The sequence below is a fragment of the Paraglaciecola aquimarina genome (assembly GCF_032464635.1).
GTDB lineage: Bacteria > Pseudomonadota > Gammaproteobacteria > Enterobacterales > Alteromonadaceae > Paraglaciecola > Paraglaciecola aquimarina.
Genome location: NZ_JAWDIO010000002.1, coordinates 2,512,663 through 2,532,293, shown reverse-complemented (window position 1 = coordinate 2,532,293; position 19,631 = coordinate 2,512,663). Strand labels below are relative to the sequence as shown.

The following is a 19,631-nucleotide window of genomic DNA, read 5'->3' as shown; positions in this document are numbered from 1 at the left end:
TTAATAGTACGATACCTTACGATTTAAGAGCTGATGAACAATTTAATGGAGATTCTATATCGGCTAGCGTGTCTTATAACTTTCGAGACAATTGGAATAACAGCCATGTTTTTAACCTTTCTAATACATCTTTCTTTAAAGATAATAAATGGTCACTGGGATATAACCTAGCTGTCCTTAGCGGACACACATCAAATTAACCTAAGAACCAATTATAACTCCAGTGATAAGTGGCAAGTAACAGCTGGCATTTCAGTAAATTTTGCATACGATTATTTTAATAACAGGGTCGCATTTAGTAATGATAGTATGCGCTCTACTGGTACATTAGACGTACACACCTACCTAGATCGCCAATTAAATGGCATACCTGATGAGCTAGATTATGATTTGCCTGATGTAACATTTTCAGGCAGAAAACAGTGGGATAATGTACAAACTAATTCAGACGGTCGTGCTCGATTATTTGGTGCCAATTCAGGCATAACAGCATTGCGGGCTGAATGGAAGACTGGTGGAACCTCGCTTAATAATGATTATTTAATTTATAGTCACCCTTAGCTCAGTCCAAAAGATTAATTTGCCATTTTATTTAACCACCGAGTTGGAGTTTTTTGTTGTACTCATCAACCAAGATCAAGTTTCAAGTCTAGGTAATGCTCCTATTATAGTAAGTAATATATCAACTGGAGACGAGTACCAAGCAGAAAGCGATGTTGATGGATACGTTAGCTTTAACAATCTTATGCTAGGAAATTATCAAGTTAAAATTGATCAGCAATTTTTAACTGATAAAGGCTTGCAAGCTGAAGTAGCTGGTTTTGAGTTCAACAGTCCTCTAAAAGGGGGATTTATTCTATTACCAAACATAGAGCTTTCTCGCAGTGAATCTGGAGAGATAGGTGCAAATAAATTACTTAAAATTGATTTAGATGATGATAATTACGCCCCTATCCTGAAACTAAAAACGACAAATTAATTCATTTACCTCCAAAAGGCGCAATGAAAGCTCCTTATTCACTAGACGCACTTCATCTAGCTAAATTTAAAGAAATTAAAATGCAAAGCACAGCTCAAGAGCGCAAAGAGTTAAGGGATAAATTAACTACAGCAGCCGTAAGTTCATCTGCTTATCATGATATATTATCTCCAACAGAAAATGTCATTATAAAAACATCAGCGGTTCTGCCACTAGAAAGTGAACAACCCGTTCCAAAGCTGCCAACTACTGAGTTGAAGGAAAACACTGAAAACTCAAGCCCCATTAATAATCCGGCGCAAAAAAATCTTTTACAAATGAAAAAGTGGCGGCTGAAACTGTGCTAGAAAGTAACAATACTCAGGCGATAGAACGGATAGTTTTAGATACCAATTCACTATTATCAACTGGGTTTGTTGTACAATATGCGGCCCTAAATGACTTAAATACGGCAAAAAGACTCACTCAAAACTTCGCTCATATTGAACAGCTTAGTATTGTTCAAAAAAATATTAATCAAAAACCAATGTATTGCTTAGTTAGTCAAGTGTTTCAAGACAAAACGGCTGCTAGTCAATATTTAAACCGTGTAGAAAAAAATGGGTTTATTGTCAACACGGAACAATACGTTACGGTTATTTGGAGTAAATGAAAATGACAAAAAAGTTTAACCCTTACTTATTTACTCTGCTACTTGTCCTGTATTCTAAAGTGACTATGGCAGATCCATATATGATCGAAATTAGTCAACTCCATTTTTCTAAATTTTTACCAACCTCCGGTAGTTGCGAAATGAACGTCGAAACAGCTTTAGTAACCGATCTACTTAGCTCTCAAATGTGCATCATTAGTGGTGAAGGTGAAGTTGCTCACTATCGTATTATTGCTCCCAGCAATACTATTTTTAATATTCAGGTAAATTCTCGTGCTCCTGAAAATGGCGACAGTTTGACTTTTACACCCGTTGGGAAAATCACTTCCGATGTAGATGATATAACGATTATCCCTAGCCAAAATCACATTGCCAGCTCAGGGAATTTAGGCAGAATTAACATTAAGTTCGGAGGTCAAATCATTATCTCAAATGCAACCTTTTTTACTCCTGATATGACACATCAAATAGAAATGGAAGCGGCTATCACTTGGTCAGAGGCTCCTTAAATATTATGGTTCTTAAACACACTTATACACTTCTTTGTTTATTATTGATTGGCTGTCAGTCGAAACTAGACTATATCGGCCAAGAACATGCCAAAGAAGTAACTAAGTGGCAAAAATTAGCCCGATATGCGGGTAATGAATTGAAACCTTATGGCTTAACAATAACAGCGGGAGTACAAATTAATTCCACTTCAGAGCCCCTCTCTTTTTCAATAGTCAATGTACAGTTAAACCATGATTCGAATTCTACGGAAGTCGATTTACTATCGCCTGCGTTTGCTGAAAAATTCGCTTGTGCAGAGGAATGTCAGAATTTAGGTTTATATGATTCAGCCTTCAAAAACGAGCAAACACAACTAACTAGTTTCTTTTACGCTGAAGAAGGACGTTTTTTTGAGTTTTACGGTAGATTGACAAGACTTAACACAGCATTGGCTGATTACCGAGCCAGTGTTCCTGAAATTTTAGAGAAGTACCTAACCCTACTGTTAAATCGCCAGCTAAAATTTAACTCCTTAGCGGCATTTATTGACCATTTAGAACAAAATATAACGGAAGAAAAATTGCTAGCTTTTTCTAAAAGTGGGTTTATATCTCCCGTTTCAAACTCTTTGAGTCCGACCTATAAACAAGACCTTATCGCCTCTTTATCTGACTATTTAACAACAGACCTCCAAGTCGTCGAGTCTGATTTTCTTACCGATTCTAAGTCCCCTGGTGGCAATTGGAATAGAGGCAAATCTATAAATCCCGATAATAATTGGATTAAAACCGATTCAATGGAGGAAAGTAATAATTGGATTAAGACCAATTCAATAGAGGAAAGTAAAAACTGGATTAAGACCAATTCAATTGAGGAAAGTAAAAACTGGGATACAAATATGCCGACGCCTGATGAGCGCGTTGGGAAGCAACTCGGAACCGTTGCGTCAACGGGTTTAACAATGCTAGAAAACTGGCAACAAGCCAAGCTGAAATCAATTTATTTAGGAGCGTTGGTCTGCAGCTATTCAGATAACACCTTCGGCTTAGTAAAGAAAATTGGAACTGAGCGGATTCAAATAGATGTCATTGCACAAGCCCGAGTGCTAATTGATGGGCTAAGCCTTTACCCACAACCAGGCTATTTGTTCTCTCAAACAAGGCCTTTCTATTTTGTAAAAACAGTCCAAAATGATAGCTACGCGATTTCTGATATCGCCCCCTGTAATTTTCAAAATATTACAACTAGTTAGCATGTAAAATAGCTAGATATTTTAGCTGTAATTAGTTAGCTTAATATCACTAAAATCGGTAAGCTAAGTACAGTGGTTTAGAATAAGTTGGAAAAGCGGTTGGTCAGATATTCATTATTGTTAAGCGGATTATTAATATTAGCGGCTTGTTCCTCGACACACCTCGATGACTCCCCAACCGAAAATAAAGTCAGCAAAATAGCAAGCAACAACCCTAACCCTAAACAGAACACCCTCTCTTATATTCGTGCCTATTTACTTACAGGTAATGTCAAAAAAGCTGAGGCGCTTTTTAATTCTATTGAAAATATCGAAGAAAGCGCACAGGCAAGTTTACTTGAGGCTGAGTTAAACGCAGCCAAGGGAGACAGTATCGAAGCTCAACGGGCTTTTTTAGCGGCGCTGAATAATAAACAGTTTGACCTGCAGCTCAATAAGCAATTCGTTTCTGAGAATTTACTCGACTACTTTTGTGCTGAGCATAAATGGCCGGCGTTGGAAGGTTATGGAGAAGCGCTACTTAAAAACCTGTCAACGGCAAGCGCCAGCCATACAGAGCTTTCCCCCTCACCTAGCAATACAAAGCCATTTCACAATCAGGCTATTTCTCAAATCGGTTTATGCTTTTTTGATCAACAACATTGGCAGCAAGCCAGTTATTGGTTAGATAAGCTCGATATCAAACAGCTAAACGATCCTAGCGTTTATTTGGCACTGGCCAGGCTACATATCATTAAACAACAATTTTCTGCCGCTGCAGAGTTAATGAAAAGCTACGAAACAAGCAAGGTAAAAGTCGACGCCAAAACCCTTTGGGATGCCATTGAGGTCTACATTGCCCTAAACCAAGCAGCGCAAGTCAACAAATATGGTGAGCACTTATATTCGTTATTCCCGAATAATGAATACACCCGTAAATATATTATCTTTAGTAGAAGACAACAACGCCGAGCCCTGGCTTTGCAGCAGTCTGAACCTGACCAACCCTCTTCTAAAACGGTAAAACAACCAATTGATATTGAGTCTAATCCTCTGCCCCTAACTGTTGCAAAGCAAGCCTCCAATTCCTCGCTGCATACAGTCCCTGAACCAAGTGATTCTACTCAATACCATGTAATGAAAAAAGGTCAAACCTTGTATCGGTTATCCAAGACTTATGCAGTATTGATTGGCGATCTGTTACGTTGGAACCCGAATTTACGGGTTGACGATATTCCCCTAGGAACCCGCATTCGAGTGTCGGAATAAAGCAGTTTCTTCATTCCTAACGTAATAACTGGGTATAACTAAACTAGGCACCGCGCTTTGATTAAACCGTCATCCTTACCGGGCTTTTCTAACCCACAATAATTTATATACAATTCCATAGGATTAAATATACAATCACAACTTGTAAATTGTTAACCATATGGGAAATATAAGTGAATAGAATATTAGCAATTGCTTGTTGTTTACTGCTGAGTGTCTTTGGCGTTAATGCTTGGTCTAAGCATCATGCAAATAGCGACAAACACCAAGCGCCTAATGTCATTGTGATTTTGTCTGATGATCAAGGTTATGGCGATTTCTCGGTGACGGGTAATCCTTATGTTAAGACGCCGAACTTAGACAAACTCGCTACAGATGGGATCCAACTGACTGATTTTCATGTGGATCCAACCTGCTCTCCGTCACGAGCCGGATTAATGACAGGTCGATATTCTAGCCGAGTGGGGGTATGGCTAACCTTTGCCGGTCGCAATCATTTATACAAAGAAGAAATGACCATGGCAGATGTGTTTAAACACAACAATTATGCCACTGGTATTTTTGGCAAATGGCATCTAGGTGACAACTATCCTTTTAGACCCACAGATCGTGGATTTGATAAGTCTTTTATTCATGGTGGTGGCGTAGCTGGCGAAACACCTGACTATTGGGACAATGATTACTTTGATGACACCTATTATGAAAATGGTGAGCCAGTTAAAACCCAAGGTTATACCACTGATGTGTGGTTTGATCAGGCCCAGAAATTCATTAACCAAAGTCAATCTGAACAAAAACCATTTTTTATTTACTTAGCCGCCAATACTCCCCACGGCCCTTTTAATGTTGAAGAAGCGTTATTCAAACCTTATTTAGACAAAGGCATACCCGAAGCCCGAGCGCGCTTTTATGCCATGATTGGCACAGTAGACAGCAATGTGGGTAAATTAAGAGCTTACTTGGAAGAGCATGATTTAGCTGACAATACCTTAATTTTATACATGACAGACAACGGTACCAGTAAAGGCTATGAAGGGCCTAAAAATGGCTTACCCGTGGCAGGCTACAATGCCAATATGCGCGGCAGTAAAACCTCAGCCTACGAAGGCGGACATCGCGCAGCATCGTTCTGGTATTGGCCACGAGGCGGCTTTACGGGTAACCAAACTCGCCAGCAACTTACCGCTCAAATTGATGTTCTCCCTACCCTTGTCGATCTATTAAAACTAACGCTGCCAAAACCCGTGGACTTTGATGGCACTAGCCTAGTGAAGGTGATAAAAGACAACCAAGATAATTTGGCACACCGTAAAATGGTGATCCACAATCAAGCTGCGTTTGGCAAACCTTTAGGTGATGGTGCGCTAGTCAAAGATAAAGACTATGTGGTACTGCAAGACAAATGGCGTTTAGTGGGCAATAAGTTATTTAACCTAGAAAATGACCCAACTCAAAGCAAAGACCTCGCTAAGCAGTTGCCGAAAAAAGCTGCAGAGCTACAGGCTTTCTATCAAGAATGGTGGAGCGACGTAACTCAAGATCAACGACTATCTCCTACCGTTATCAACCCTGCCAAGCAAGCCGAGGTGGTGTTGACTTCTCAAGCTTGGTCGGGCGATATAGCCACTTACGATCAATCACATGTTCGCGCGGGCATTCGCAATCGCGGTGCTTGGTATATAGATGTAGAAGTTGCCGGAAACTATCAATTAGAATTTAGCCGCTGGCCAAAAGAGTCTGGCTTAGGTTTTAATCAATCATATAAAAAGGACTTTAGTGAGAAACGCCTAGATCAAGGCTTTACATTATACAAATTGCCGAGCCAAGCAATTCACGTGCAAGCGGTAGAACTTATCTTAGATCAGCAAAAGACGATGCAAAAAGTTTCACCACAGCAAAAAACAGCCGCTTTCAACGTTCATCTAACCAAAGGCTTACACAAGGTGGAAGGACTGTTACATACCCAAGGTAAAGATCTAAGCGCCTACTACATGTACTTAACTTCTACCGATTAGTGAGACTTTCACTAGTGAGTGATGAGTAGTGACATGATGTCATTGCCACCATATTGTGGTGGCAATACTTACCCTAGATTCTGCATAAATAGTCTCGTTTACGCTAAACACAAAAAGAGGGTTTTCCAGAGGTTCTGCTTATCCAGACCTCAGGTTACTAAGCAAGTTAAAAACTTAAAATACGTTCTGCGGTATATTCGTTAGTAATCAAACCATTTATCAATTGAGAACGTACCGCGCCTAAAATAGCGGGGACTTTTTCTTCACCTGCTGCAATAGCGCAAACAAACTTATCTGATTTTATTTTTAACGGGGTACTGGCCACGCGGTCGTTCACTGCACAATCAATTAGTTGGCCATTTTGATCGTACACCCAACTAATTATCTCACCTACCGCGCCTTTATTTAGTAGTTCATCCAATTCAGGTTTAGTGATAAATCCATCCAGATGTAATGGAGAATTAAGGCCTAAATTCCCCACCCCAACAAAAGTAACATCTGCATTTTCGGCAAGTTTCAAATTATTGGCGACATAAAATTGTTCATGAAGTTGTTCTTTTTCTTCTTTACTACGGGGTAACACTGGTAGCGGCATTGGGTAGTGTTTAGCGTTAATATGTTCGGCCATACTCACCACCACATTGTAGGGTGAGGCTGAACCATCAATCGCCATATTGCCAAGTAGCGCAACAATTTTGTGTTGTTCGCAATTCAACATCGACAGTTCTTCTACACAGGCTCGAAGCACCCTGCCCGTGCCCATTGCCAATACCTTCGGCTCTGCAGATTTCAAATGGCGTTCTATCTCACTCGCTCCCGCTTGGGCCAAACCCACGGTAGAAGAAGGGTCTTGTGCATCGCTAGGGATCACAATGCAATCCTGCAAATCAAAGCGCTCAATGAGTTGGGTTTTTAAATCCATACATTTAGCCACTGGATGTTCAAGTCGCACTTTAATCAAACCTTCGGAAACCGATAGCGCCACCATACGTTGTGCTGATTGACGAGAGATGTTTAGCTTTTTAGCTATTTCGTCTTGGGTATTGCCGGCCACATAATATAACCATCCTGCACGCGCTGCGTCGTCTAGTTTTCTGGATTCGGTATTGGATAACTTTGTCACGCTTACCTCTGCTGTTTAGCCCTGACGTATTGCCGGGATTAATTCAAATAACTGTCGCCAATGAGAAATTGTCGGAACATCAACGTTATGATGAGGTTGTTCACCTGATGGACTAACATGATGAATTAAATGACTCGCGCCGGCATATCGAATAACGGGCATATTGGCAGCTTGTGCGCCTTTTATGCCGGCAGTTGAATCTTCGATTACCAAACAATTCTCTGGCTTTACGCCCATTTGACGGGCTGCATGTAAAAACAAATCTGGCGCGGGTTTACCATTTTTCACCTCAGATGAGGTAAATACCTCGGCCTTAAAGAAATGGTCTAAGCCAGTCACCCCCAACGAGTGCTTGACCTTCTGTGGGCTACCACTGGTTGCGACACAGGATTTTACATTCAACTGACTCAAGATATCTTCAAGCCCAACCGTTGTCTGCAACTCTGCGCTAAACACGCCTTGTAAAGCTGCTCGATAAGCCAGGCATGAAAATCATCGGTTAAAACCAAACCATAATCAGCCAACACTTTTTTCGTCACATGTTCAAAGCTGTAGCCTAAAAAATGTGCATAAAAGTAATCTTCTGACACATTAGCGCCCAATTCCCGCAGCATTTCAAGAATGGTGCGTTTACTTAAAATTTCGCTATCGACCAGCACCCCGTCACAATCAAATATGACCAAATCAATTCGATTTGTGAACAAAGGTAAATCTGCTAATGCCATAGTGTTTCGCCTATTGATAGTTGAGTTCCAGATACCATTCAATGTTTTGGCTCGTACTTAGTTGTACAAACTTGTCTGTGCCAAACAAAGAAGAGGGAGTGAAGCTCATCAAGTATCCCAAATAGATCAAGCGTTTGCAAAACCGTCAAAAGATAATTTACTGCCACGATACCTATTCTAAGCTCATCTTTATTCAACGTTAGCAACCGAAAAGGTTATCTCACTTTTTCATGTTGCCAGACATTCGCTATGCGCGGGGCTTCGCATTATTTCGTACAAAGCCCTATGCAAAGACTAATTAGATAAGGTCATCCCTGCTTTATCAAATTGCAGTAGCTTGTTATCTGCTGGGCTTAAGAAAATCTTATCTCCATATTTTAACGTACAATCACCATCCGCTTTCACGGTTAATGTGTCACCACTTTCGATATGTACATGTAAGAAAGTCTCAGATCCGAGATGCTCAATCACCCCAACGGTGCCGGACCAAGTGCCAGACTCAGTAGATATTTGTATATGCTCAGGTCGTACACCTATGCTTGCAACTGGGTTCTGGGCGGTTGGCGTCACCTCAATGAAATTCATTTTTGGCGAACCAATAAAGCCAGCCACAAAACGGTTAACGGGATTATTATACAATTCAAGAGGCGTACCGACTTGTTCAATAATACCTGCGTTAAATACCGCAATCCGATCTGCCATAGTCATCGCTTCTACTTGATCATGGGTGACATAAATCATGGTAGTGGCCAAACTTTTATGCAGCTCAGATATCTCCAGACGCATGTTAACCCGCAACGAAGCATCTAAATTCGACAATGGCTCATCAAATAAAAACGCTGATGGTTGACGCACAATGGCACGGCCAATGGCTACACGTTGCCTTTGTCCACCAGAAAGCTGACCGGGTTTGCGATCCAGATAATCATTCAAATTAAGTATTTTTGCCGCATTGGCAATTTTCTCTTCGATGACTTCTGGGCTCACTTTGGCCCGCTTTAAAGGAAACGCGATATTATTTCGCACCGACATATGCGGATATAACGCATAAGATTGAAACACCATAGCCAAACCTCTTTTGGCCGGCGGTGTGGCGGTCGCGTCATTACCATCAATTTCAATATTGCCACTGGTGGTATCTTCTAACCCTGCAATCATACGGAGTAAAGTTGATTTACCGCATCCCGATGGACCAACGAATACAATGAATTCACCGTCTTTTATTTCTAAATCTATCGGCTTAATGACATTCACGTCACCAAAACTTTTTGTTACTTTTTTAAGTGTAATACTGCCCATGATAAATCTCCTATTTCACTGCGCCGAAGCTTAATCCGCGCACTAATTGTTTTTGACTAAACCATCCAAGAATTAAAATCGGCACAATGGCCATAGCTGATGCAGCTGATAACTTGGCGTAAAACAACCCTTCTGGACTAGAATAACTGGCAATAAAGGCCGTTAATGGTGCCGCGTTAGCCGCAGTCAAAATAAGGGTCCAAAATGCTTCGTTCCACGCTAGAATCACATTTAGCAATAAAGTAGAAGCAATGCCCGGCAACGCGATGGGCAGTAATACGTGGAAAATTTCTTCGCCAATTGTGGCACCGTCCATACGAGAAGCTTCTAATATTTCGTTGGGAATTTCTCTAAAGTAGGTATAAAGCATCCACACCATTATGGGTAAGTTGATCAACGTCATCACTATCACTAGCCCTAGTTTGGTATCTAATAAACCAAAATCACGAAACATTAAATAGATAGGGATCAACACACCTACAGGTGGCAACATCTTGGTTGATAACATCCACATAAGTAGATTCTTGGTGCGTTTAGTTTGGACAAATGCCATAGACCACGCAGCGGGTATCGCCACTAACAAGCCCAATAAACTTGAGCCGATTGAAATAACAATAGAATTCCAGAAATGTGTGAAGTACGGTGAACGTGACAATACATCTCGATAGTTTTCTAGCGTCCAGTCAAACATAAACAAACTAGGTGTCGATGAAATTGCTTCCGCTTCGGTTTTAAAGCTGGTTAACAATGTCCAAAGAATGGGGAAAAATATCAAACCACTGATCCCCCATGCACATGCGGTATAAATCAGCTTCGAACGATTCGTATTATTAATAGCCATGGGTTAACCCTCTAAGTTCTTGCCGATTAGGCGCATTAGAAAAATAGCAACTATGTTGGCAATAATGACGGCCACTATGCCCCCTGCAGAACCACCACCTACATCAAACTGCAATAAAGATTGGGTATAAATTAGGTAAGTAATATTGGTTGACTCATATCCTGGTCCACCACTGGTTGTGACTAGTATTTCTGCAAAAATAGACAGTAAAAATATGGTTTCAATTAAGATAACCGCAGTGACTGCTCTGGATAAATGAGGCAATACAATATAGAAGAACTTACTAAACGGACCAGCACCATCAAGGTCTGCCGCTTCTAATTGTTCGCGGTCTAAAGATTGAATTGCGGTAAGTAGAATAAGCGCTGCAAATGGCAGCCATTGCCAAGATACTATGATAATTATGGTTAACAGTGGGATCTGAGCGAAAAAGTCGACAGGTGTCACTCCAATCCAATTGGCAAAATGTGCGAACAAACCATTTACAGGGTTCATTAACATATTTTTCCATACCAAGGCTGACACTGTTGGCATCACAAAAAACGGTGCTAACACCATGATGCGCACATAGTTTCGTCCCCAAATTGCTTGGTCTAATAAAATGGCTAAACCAATGCCGCCGCCCAACGTAATGATTAACACGCCACCCACTAACAACAAGGTATTAAAAAATGACTCAAAAAATGCTGGATCTGTTAAGAAAAATTCATAATTTAAAAAACCAATAAATTCTTCGGTACCTGAGGCTTAACAAATTGTAATCTAAAAACGAAAAATACAATGTCATGCACAGAGGAACTATCATCCACACTAGTAGCAATGTTACAGATGGAAATAACATTAGCCTTAGCGAGTGTGCGGGAGTTTGTCGTTGCCATAACCAAAACCTTTTAAAAGTGAAAAAATAGGTAAGTGCATCGCACTTACCTGCCTATTAAACTCAATTATTTAGGATAACGAGCCTTGCGCATTGCGCGTTCAACTAAGCGCTGGGAATTGTTTAACGCTTGGTCTACCGTCATAGTGCCGGTTAAGGCCGCGCTAAACTGCTGCCCAACAGCGGTACCTATTCCTTGAAACTCAGGAATGGCCACAAATTGCACGCCAACATAAGGCACAGGTTTAACCGTAGGGTTTGTCGGATCAGCAGAGGCAATGGAGTCCAACGTTATTTGCGCAAAAGGTGCAGCATTCATGTATTCAGGGTTTTCATACAAAGACGTACGTGTCCTAGGAGGAACTTTGGCCCAACCTTTTTTACTGGCAACTAACGCTGAGTACTTTTTAGAGGTTGCCCAGCTAATAAACTTCATTGCTGCGTCAGATTTCTTACTACTTGAAGGCACGGCTAATGTCCAAGCCCACAACCAGTTTCCACGTTTGCCTAACCCGTTGTCTGGTGCTAAAGCAAAACCCACTTTGTCCGCTACTTCTGAGTCATTTTCATTGGTCACAAATGCACCAGCAACAGTGGCGTCGATCCAAATTCCACATTTACCTGTTTGAAACAATGCTAAATTTTCATTAAAGCCATTGGCTGAAGATCCAGGAGGGCCAGACTCTTCCATCACATCAACATAATATTGCAAGGTATCTTTCCACTCTTGAGTATTAAACTGTGGTTTCCAATTTTTATCGTACCAGCGAGCACCAAAAGAGTTAGACATAGAGGTAATTAGCGCAATATTTTCGCCCCACCCCGCTTTACCTCGCAAACACATACCGTATATACCCGCTTCCTTGTCGGTCATCGCTTTTGCCGCTTTACGGATGAAGCTCCAAGTGGGCGCTTTGGGCATTTCTAAACCGGCTTTTTCCATCAAGTCTGTACGGTACATCACCATCGAACTTTCACCATAAAAAGGCGCGGCAAACAGCTTGTTGTTCATACTTAAACCACTACGAATAGCTGGCAGTAAATCGTCTACATCATAGTCATCACCTAAGTTGTCTAACTCAGTCAACCAACCCTGTTTTGCCCAAATAGGTACTTCGTACGTGCCTATGGTCATCACGTCATATTGGCCACCTTTAGTTGCCACGTCAGTTGTGACACGTTGGCGTAATATGTTTTCTTCTAGGGTCACCCACTGCAATTCAATATTTGGATGTTGGCTAGTAAAATCATCACTTAGTTCTTTCATGGTGATCATGTCACCGTTATTTACTGTGGCTATGGTTAAGGTTTCTGCCAAAGCACTATTCATTGTGACTGTAGCACTACTCATCACTAAAGCAGCACTCACCATTTTTGTCAGTTTATTTAACATTGGGGATTCCCCTTACTATGTAGTTATTGATGCCCACCTATTTACTAGGTGGGACTCATTGCACAATTAATTTATAGTCGAAAACACTTGCGAACCGACTAATGAATTAGAATTTAACCGAAATCTCAGATGTAAAGCCGTCAAAGCCTGTACCAATTTGGCCGCCAGAATTCACGCCTTCTTCTTGATCAACGTATTCGAATTTCAATAAGGTTTTGTCATTAAACCAGTAGCCTGCTGCCACTTGAAGACGCTCTACCGTGTTGTCTGTTTGCTCAATGAGTTCAGAGGTGTTTTCTGCTTCTTGGTAACGAGCAGCAACATAGAATTTACCTGGAATAATGTAGTGCTGTGCTTCTAGATTCCAATATTCCACCGATGATTCACCTTCAATCACACGATTAGAATCATAAGTAGTTCCACTTAAGTCAGCCACGCCATTTGTGTCGCCAAAATAAGTGATACCCGCAACAGCATTGCCTGCAGTGTCGGCAAAGGTGTAATCGTCGCTAGATTTTCCAAGCATAAAGATCACACTCGTATTGGCATTTGGTTGATAGGCCAAGTTTAGTTGCATGATAGATTGATCAAGTACTCGGCATTGCGCCAACATGGGTATCGCGCTCACTAGAAGCAGATGCTGAGAAGTTATAGTTTTCGCCATCACCAAAACGATAATTAGTGGTCGTTAACCCATCCATACTGGCCACACCATTCACAAAACGTAACTGGTCGCCCTGATTAGCTTGAAAGAAGTTGACCCCAGCTTTAAAGCCACCAACAAACTCAAGGGTACCTTGAAGACGATAATTGAAGCCTCTATCTTCTTGAAACGCTTCACCAAAACTTGAGGTGGTAATATGGCCAGCAACATTATAGCTACGCAATACGCCGCTTTCGAACGTCTCGGTGTAACTCAATTGCATACCATTTTCAGCCGTGGCGTAATCAGTAATTCCGTTACCTATCAATGCATTACCTTGGTTGTCCGCGCCATCTTGGAATCCTTTAAATTGGAAAGGAGCAGCACCGATGTTACCTAAACGTAGAGTAAGATTGGCATTCTCGCGAGCCATATTTGACAAGCCCAGTAAATCGAATTCAATGCCTGCAAAGTCTTGGTGAAATGAAAAATCTCGATCGCCGTTATTACCAAAGTCATTAGGCTCTTCAGCAATATCCACGTCTGCGACTATGTATTCGTTAATGTGAAATTTAAATTGTAAATTAATTCTGATCCGCCCAAAACCAGAAGACTGCTCTTCGTCTACAGGTCGAAATGCCCCCTCTTTAGCTTGGATTGATTGGTAATTTTGCAATGCAAGAAAATTAACTTCTGCTAGCCCGTCTAAAAACTCGGCAGAGTGCGCTGGTGTAGATGCGGCAACCATTGCTGCAATCAGTAAGCCAAGAGGTTTTTGTTTAGTTTTCAACATAATTTACTCTCTAAATTTGTGTGTTAGTTAACGGAATTCATTTGGTTAAGCGCAATTCGATTGACGAACTTTGTTTTGCTCACCCAGTCATTGGTATAAAGCGAAGTATCCACTACCAAAAACAAAACGGTCATATGCTCAACGTGTGAGCATTTGACCAAAAGATAAGATGCAGATCAACCTTTTATTTACAAAAGTTTTACACCAAATTCTGATCAACACTTAATAACCAATAAAAACAACAGTTTAGTTATGTAGTAAATTTTCAATGAATTTCCAGATTTAACATATGAACTGGCGAGAGCATCCAAGCGTTAACGTTTACACACAAATAAATTACATGCTTGTATTAACAACAAGTTAGCTCTGTCGAATTTCTAGCTAAGTATATTGGCAACAGGTACTTGAATGGCGGCTTGGTTTTGCAACAACTAGGCTGTATATAGCTGCATTAAGCTGCAGAGCTTACTTGGTTTGGAGGAACTTACTTTGAATTACCCATCAGTCTACATACATTAGTGATTATAAGGTCAACCATAAAAGCACATACTGTTTGTCCACGCTGACTCTTTCCAAGCAAAAACAAACAACATTTATTCAGCAAAAAGCTGGGATCTCGTTGCACAATTCCTTGTTACTAATTTGTTGTCAATTTGTTTGAAAAAGATACAACTAAATGTTGACATCCTAACAAACAATTGAGAATATGCCCTCAAGTTGAGCAATTGCCCAACAATGGATAGGGCTTGATATTATTTCTAACGTTAAGCCCACGTAAAAAATCAAGTAAGTTAATAGATAAGTAACTAAATAAAGAACCACTATACAAATTAAGCGGTATCACTTTGGTTACTCACCAGTATGCTATTAGCTGTAACGCTAGTGCCGATTATTTGGCACTTACATGGTCATCGGAATAAATATAGATATTTATTACAGCCTCCCTTTATGAATAAGGGAGATAATAAGGAACGAACCAATGTCAAATAATCAATCAGACATCTCATTTCGTGATGTAAATGAAGAGCAACTCCCCGTTGCCAAACATAAATTACACGGCTGGAAACACTTCGCAGGTCTCTACGCCGGTGAGCATGTTGCGGCGACAGAGTTTGTAATCGGCGCGACCTTTGTAGCCTTAGGCGCAGCCACAATGGATATCATATTAGGTTTACTAATTGGTAATTTGTTGGCCATGTGTTCATGGTGGTTACTGACCGCGCCGATTGCAGTGGAAACCCGCTTAAGTCTATATAACTACTTGAATAAAATTGCCGGTAACTCAATGACTAAGCTATACAATTGGGCCAATGTGGTGATATTTTCGGTGATTTCTGCCGCTATGATAACGGTGTCATCTACCGCGGTCAGGTTTCTATTTGATATTCCCGCCCAGCTCAGTTGGTACCCTAACAGTATTTGGTTTGTCGCTATTGTACTAGCAGTCGGCTCTATTGTGGTATTTGTCGCTATGTACGGTTTTTCTACTGTGGCCGACTTTTCTAAAATATGTGCTCCTTGGCTTTTCGTGATATTTATTGCTGGTTCTTTTGCGCTATTCCCTGCCTTATCGAACCATGTATTAGGCTCAACGTCTTTGGGAGGCTGGGCCGACTTTGTCACCATTGGGGATAGCTCTATTTGGACCGGTTTTACCAGTGATGGTGAAAAAGGTATAGGTTTATTCGAAGTGATCGGTTTTGCCTGGGCTGCTAACTCTATTACCCATTTTGGTTTAATTGACATGGCGATATTTCGTTTCGCCAAACGTAAGAGTTATGGTTTGTTCTCTGGCGTAGGCATGTTTTTTGGTCATTATCTGGCTTGGATATCTGCTGGCATCATGGGTGCAGGTGCAGCGGTTTTACTGAAAACAACTATTACCTCATTGGATCCCGGTGATGTGGCATACCACGCATTAGGTATGACAGGCTTTGTCATCATCATCATTGCCGGCTGGACCACAGCAAACGCTAACTTATACCGCGCAGGTTTAGCTGCTCAGTCAATTTTTGTTGAACAGTCACGAGAAAAAACTACCGCAATTGTCGGCATAGTAACCGTCATTATTGCTTGTTTCCCATTTGTCTTTTCACAAATGTTACCACTACTAACATATGCTGGATTATTAGTTGTTCCTGTAGGCGGTATTGTATTTGCTGAGCACATGTTATTTCCAAAAATTGGGTTAACACGTTACTGGGCCAAGTATCAAAATATCTCACGCAGTATTCCCGCTATCGCCACTTGGGGTCTTGCTCTGGTCTTTGGCTTTGGTTTGAACGCTTTAGATGTGATGTCATTCTATTACCTATTCATTCCTACTTGGGCATTCAGCGCGATCCTTTATACCTTGTTGGCTAAGAAATATGGCGCAGATAAAGATTACACAAAAGAAGTGGCGGCAGCAGCACGTGAGCAGCAAGAAATAGCCGTTTATCAGGCAGAACTAGCCGCAAACGAAAAAGCCCCAGTAATAGATAACAGCAGCATTAGTAAAATACTAAATGCCATTTCAACCGTGTCTTTATTAATTATTACTGGTTTCGCATGTCAGGTGATGTTCTTCAGCGAAAGCATGGATATATACGATGCAAACAAAGCACAATTCGAATTGTACTGCTTCATTTGTACCATCACCTACTTTGTTAGTGCTTATATGTCGCTGAAGCGCCATAAAGCCCTTAACAACTAATTATAACAACGACAGATATAAAACGTGATGACCGTGGTTAGTTGCATAACACTCTAACCACCCTCTTTACCAACAACAAACGCTAGCCTGCCTACCAACAGACTTTGGTAGTCGGGTGATATTATAGGGTTAGACCTATTTAATGAGGCCCAGAATAATGACGACAACTCAATTGAATCAATCAACATTAGCTAATTTACCTAATCATGTTGATATACCCAAATACGATCGCAGCCAACTCAAGGCGGGGATTGTGCACATAGGTGTGGGTGGTTTTCACCGTGCACACCAAGCCATGTATGTGAATGAATTACTGAAAACCCTAGGCTCAGAGCAATGGGCTATTTGTGGTATTGGTTTATTAGAAAACAACCGTGGTTTACGTGATATTTTACAGAAACAAGATTACCTGTATTCTCTGGTGGTGCGTCACCCCAATGGTAAAATTGATAACAAAGTCATTGGTTCGATGATCGACTTCATTTTTGCGCCAGACAACAAGCAAACCGTAATTGACAAATTAGCGCACACAGATACGAAAATAGTATCTTTAACCATTACCGAAGGCGGGTACAATCTCCACCCTATCACAGGTGAGCTTGATTTAGACAATAGCGACATTATTCACGATATCGCCAATCCAAATGATCCTATCACTGCTTATGGTTATATTGCCGCAGCGTTAAAAGTGCGTAAGGAACAAAGCCTAGCCGCTTTTACTGTTCAGTCATGCGATAACATTCAACACAACGGTGCAGTCACCCGCAAAATGCTGCTTACTTTTACCCAGCAGCAAGATCCTGAGTTAAGTAAATGGATTGCTGAACATGTACAGTTTCCCAATGCCATGGTCGACCGCATCACCCCCGTCACCACCAAAGCTGACATTGAATATGTTACCGAGAACTACGGCGTAAGTGATGAATGGCCTATTACCTGTGAGTCTTTTGCACAATGGGTAATTGAAGACAACTTTAGTCAAGGCCGTCCTAACTGGGATGCAGTCGGCGCGCAATTTGTTACCGATGTGACCCCTTTTGAAAAAATGAAAATTCGCTTACTAAACGCCGGACACTCGGTTCTAGGCATTTTGGGTTCAATTCACGGTTATTCGACAATTGATGAAACGGTAACTGACAAAGACTTTGCTGAATATCTGCGCGCATTTATGGACGATGAAGTTACCCCTGTGTTAGATACATTAGATGGGATCGACTTAGATCAATACAAAGACACCTTAATCGAACGTTTTTCAAATCCCAATATAAAAGATGGCTTGGCACGAATTTGTTCTGAAACGTCAGCCAAGTTACCAAAATTCTTACTGGCAACCATTAACGAAAACTTAGCCACGGGTAATGATTGCTCATTAGCCACCTTAGTTGTAGCAACATGGTGTTTGTATAGCGACAAACAAGTTAACCAAAACCAACAAGCTCTGGATATTCAGGATGCAATGCAGCATGAATTAGCCGAATATGCGCAAAAAACCGCGACAGACAAATTTGCATTTATACAGTTAAAAAGCCTGTTTGGAGATTTAAGCGAGCAACCCGCATTTAACCAATTATATGAAAAATCAATTGACGCACTGTATACCCCAACGCGTCACATCAAAAGTATAATGAAGAGCACACTTGCACAAAAACGCCTGATTAAGGACAGCCAAAAATGAACAGTTTATTCATTAACCACAAAGCTCCGAGTGATATAGCCATCAATTGTTTTGGGGAAGTACTTTGGGATTGTTTTGCTAGCGGAAAGCGTTTAGGTGGTGCGCCCTTGAATGTTTGTTTACGTTTAAACTCTCTAGGTATAAAAGCCAATATGTTAAGTGCAGTTGGCGATGACACACTAGGCAAGGAACTGCTAGATATCATTCAGCAACGCCATATGAATACTGAGTTTATCGCGGTTAATCCAGATAAAAAAACCAGCACCGTTGAAGTCACGCTCGATAAAAGTGGCTCAGCATCATATGACATTGTCGCAGATACTGCTTGGGATAATATAGCCTTGACCTCGGCACTTATCGAGCAAGTAAAATCCTCCGATATTCTAGTGTTTGGGAGCTTGGTAGGCAGACAAGAAACCTCATTACAGACCTTAAAAGCTCTGATTGATGTTGCTAAATTTAAGATTTTTGATGTGAATTTACGAAAGCCCCATTACGAGCTTGATACGCTAATAGAGCTCATGAAGGCCGCTGATTTTATTAAACTAAACGATGATGAGCTATACGAAATAGCCCATGCAATGGGCTCAAAATTTAACTCACTTGAGCAGAACCTTGAGTTTATTGCCGAACAAACTAACACTCCATACTTGTGTGTTACAAAAGGGGCACACGGGGCACTACTTAAGATTAACGATAAGAATTACTACAATTCAGGATCCTTAGTTAAAGTAGTGGATACTGTTGGTGCGGGAGATGCCTTTTTAGGTTCGTTGATTTATCAATTATGCAACACAACCAACGCCCAATATGCAGTTAATTTTGCCTGTGCGGTGGGCGCAATGGTGGCACAAAGTCATGGCGCTACTCCAGAACTATCCATTGCCGACATTGAAGCCTTTATCAATCCGTTATAAATAGTAAAGGGT

Annotated in this window: 17 protein-coding genes and 2 pseudogenes; 11 read left to right on the top strand and 8 right to left on the bottom strand. The window is 41.0% G+C overall.

Features of this window, described 5'->3' with window-relative positions; translation table 11 throughout:
* Positions 1–309: 309 nt before the first annotated feature.
* The 8 genes from RS130_RS12625 to RS130_RS12590 all read left to right on the top strand — a co-directional run bounded on the left by RS130_RS12625 (position 310) and on the right by RS130_RS12590 (position 6,638).
* Positions 310–561 carry a hypothetical protein gene (locus RS130_RS12625; protein ID WP_316026233.1) on the top strand — a complete coding sequence of 84 codons (252 nt, stop codon included), beginning with the start codon at positions 310–312 and terminating at the stop codon, positions 559–561.
* 19 nt (positions 562–580) lie between these two features.
* Positions 581–979 (top strand): carboxypeptidase-like regulatory domain-containing protein, encoded by a 399-nt coding sequence (locus RS130_RS12620; RefSeq protein WP_316026232.1) that lies wholly within the window; start codon positions 581–583, stop codon positions 977–979.
* Positions 980–1,002: 23 nt separating this feature from the next.
* The gene (locus RS130_RS12615) at positions 1,003–1,326 is read left to right on the top strand and encodes a hypothetical protein (RefSeq protein WP_316026231.1); all 324 of its coding nucleotides are present in this window, start codon (positions 1,003–1,005) and stop codon (positions 1,324–1,326) included.
* Entirely contained in the window at positions 1,320–1,631 is a 312-nt protein-coding gene (locus tag RS130_RS12610) for an SPOR domain-containing protein (protein ID WP_316026230.1), read from the top strand. The genes RS130_RS12615 and RS130_RS12610 overlap by 7 nt, the downstream gene beginning before the upstream one ends.
* On the top strand, positions 1,628–2,140 hold the full coding sequence (locus RS130_RS12605) for a hypothetical protein (RefSeq protein ID WP_316026229.1): 513 nt from the start codon (positions 1,628–1,630) through the stop codon (positions 2,138–2,140). The genes RS130_RS12610 and RS130_RS12605 overlap by 4 nt, the downstream gene beginning before the upstream one ends.
* Positions 2,141–2,280: 140 nt before the next feature.
* Positions 2,281–3,375, top strand: coding sequence for a hypothetical protein (locus tag RS130_RS12600; RefSeq protein ID WP_316026228.1), 1,095 nt, complete (start codon positions 2,281–2,283; stop codon positions 3,373–3,375).
* Positions 3,376–3,474: 99 nt separating this feature from the next.
* On the top strand, positions 3,475–4,623 hold the full coding sequence (locus RS130_RS12595) for a LysM peptidoglycan-binding domain-containing protein (RefSeq protein WP_316026227.1): 1,149 nt from the start codon (positions 3,475–3,477) through the stop codon (positions 4,621–4,623).
* 173 nt (positions 4,624–4,796) lie between these two features.
* Entirely contained in the window at positions 4,797–6,638 is a 1,842-nt protein-coding gene (locus RS130_RS12590; RefSeq protein WP_316026226.1) for an arylsulfatase, read from the top strand.
* 166 nt (positions 6,639–6,804) lie between these two features.
* Here RS130_RS12590 and RS130_RS12585 read toward each other — a convergent pair whose 3' ends face one another.
* The 8 genes and pseudogenes from RS130_RS12585 to RS130_RS12550 all read right to left on the bottom strand — a co-directional run bounded on the left by RS130_RS12585 (position 6,805) and on the right by RS130_RS12550 (position 14,332).
* Entirely contained in the window at positions 6,805–7,761 is a 957-nt protein-coding gene (locus tag RS130_RS12585) for a sugar-binding transcriptional regulator (RefSeq protein ID WP_316026225.1), read from the bottom strand.
* A 15-nt stretch (positions 7,762–7,776) separates the two neighbouring features.
* Positions 7,777–8,202, bottom strand: a complete 426-nt coding sequence (locus tag RS130_RS12580; RefSeq protein ID WP_316026224.1) for an HAD-IA family hydrolase — start codon at positions 8,200–8,202, stop codon at positions 7,777–7,779.
* Positions 8,169–8,486: an HAD family hydrolase gene (locus RS130_RS12575; RefSeq protein ID WP_316026223.1), complete on the bottom strand. Its 318-nt coding sequence runs from the start codon at positions 8,484–8,486 to the stop codon at positions 8,169–8,171. Before RS130_RS12575 ends, RS130_RS12580 begins: the two co-directional genes overlap by 34 nt.
* A gap of 294 nt (positions 8,487–8,780) precedes the next feature.
* Positions 8,781–9,785 carry an ABC transporter ATP-binding protein gene (locus RS130_RS12570; RefSeq protein WP_316026222.1) on the bottom strand — a complete coding sequence of 335 codons (1,005 nt, stop codon included), beginning with the start codon at positions 9,783–9,785 and terminating at the stop codon, positions 8,781–8,783.
* 10 nt (positions 9,786–9,795) lie between these two features.
* Positions 9,796–10,626 (bottom strand): carbohydrate ABC transporter permease, encoded by an 831-nt coding sequence (locus RS130_RS12565; RefSeq protein ID WP_316026221.1) that lies wholly within the window; start codon positions 10,624–10,626, stop codon positions 9,796–9,798.
* A 3-nt stretch (positions 10,627–10,629) separates the two neighbouring features.
* Positions 10,630–11,504, bottom strand: a pseudogene (locus RS130_RS12560) (carbohydrate ABC transporter permease).
* Between the two features lie 66 nt (positions 11,505–11,570).
* Complete coding sequence (locus RS130_RS12555) at positions 11,571–12,875, bottom strand: ABC transporter substrate-binding protein (protein ID WP_316028049.1); 1,305 nt, start codon at positions 12,873–12,875, stop codon at positions 11,571–11,573.
* Positions 12,876–13,002: 127 nt separating this feature from the next.
* Positions 13,003–14,332, bottom strand: a pseudogene (locus RS130_RS12550) (hypothetical protein).
* Between the two features lie 979 nt (positions 14,333–15,311).
* Between RS130_RS12550 and RS130_RS12545 the strand changes: the two are divergent.
* From RS130_RS12545 to RS130_RS12535, 3 genes are all read left to right on the top strand, one after another.
* The gene (locus RS130_RS12545) at positions 15,312–17,027 is read left to right on the top strand and encodes a purine-cytosine permease family protein (RefSeq protein WP_316026220.1); all 1,716 of its coding nucleotides are present in this window, start codon (positions 15,312–15,314) and stop codon (positions 17,025–17,027) included.
* Between the two features lie 157 nt (positions 17,028–17,184).
* Positions 17,185–18,702, top strand: coding sequence for a mannitol dehydrogenase family protein (locus RS130_RS12540; protein WP_316026219.1), 1,518 nt, complete (start codon positions 17,185–17,187; stop codon positions 18,700–18,702).
* Entirely contained in the window at positions 18,699–19,619 is a 921-nt protein-coding gene (locus RS130_RS12535; protein ID WP_316026218.1) for a carbohydrate kinase family protein, read from the top strand. Before RS130_RS12540 ends, RS130_RS12535 begins: the two co-directional genes overlap by 4 nt.
* Positions 19,620–19,631: the final 12 nt, after the last annotated feature.

What these genes read in the sequence shown, in the direction of transcription:
- RS130_RS12570 (WP_316026222.1), bottom strand. Translation starts at nt 9,785, where the DNA reads ATGGGCAGTATTACACTTAAAAAAGTAACAAAAAGTTTTGGTGACGTG.
- RS130_RS12540 (WP_316026219.1), top strand. Translation starts at nt 17,185, where the DNA reads ATGACGACAACTCAATTGAATCAATCAACATTAGCTAATTTACCTAAT.
- RS130_RS12575 (WP_316026223.1), bottom strand. Translation starts at nt 8,486, where the DNA reads ATGGCATTAGCAGATTTACCTTTGTTCACAAATCGAATTGATTTGGTC.
- RS130_RS12545 (WP_316026220.1), top strand. Translation starts at nt 15,312, where the DNA reads ATGTCAAATAATCAATCAGACATCTCATTTCGTGATGTAAATGAAGAG.
- RS130_RS12605 (WP_316026229.1), top strand. Translation starts at nt 1,628, where the DNA reads ATGAAAATGACAAAAAAGTTTAACCCTTACTTATTTACTCTGCTACTT.
- RS130_RS12555 (WP_316028049.1), bottom strand. Translation starts at nt 12,875, where the DNA reads ATGGTGAGTGCTGCTTTAGTGATGAGTAGTGCTACAGTCACAATGAAT.
- RS130_RS12535 (WP_316026218.1), top strand. Translation starts at nt 18,699, where the DNA reads ATGAACAGTTTATTCATTAACCACAAAGCTCCGAGTGATATAGCCATC.
- RS130_RS12615 (WP_316026231.1), top strand. Translation starts at nt 1,003, where the DNA reads ATGAAAGCTCCTTATTCACTAGACGCACTTCATCTAGCTAAATTTAAA.
- RS130_RS12565 (WP_316026221.1), bottom strand. Translation starts at nt 10,626, where the DNA reads ATGGCTATTAATAATACGAATCGTTCGAAGCTGATTTATACCGCATGT.
- RS130_RS12625 (WP_316026233.1), top strand. Translation starts at nt 310, where the DNA reads ATGCGCTCTACTGGTACATTAGACGTACACACCTACCTAGATCGCCAA.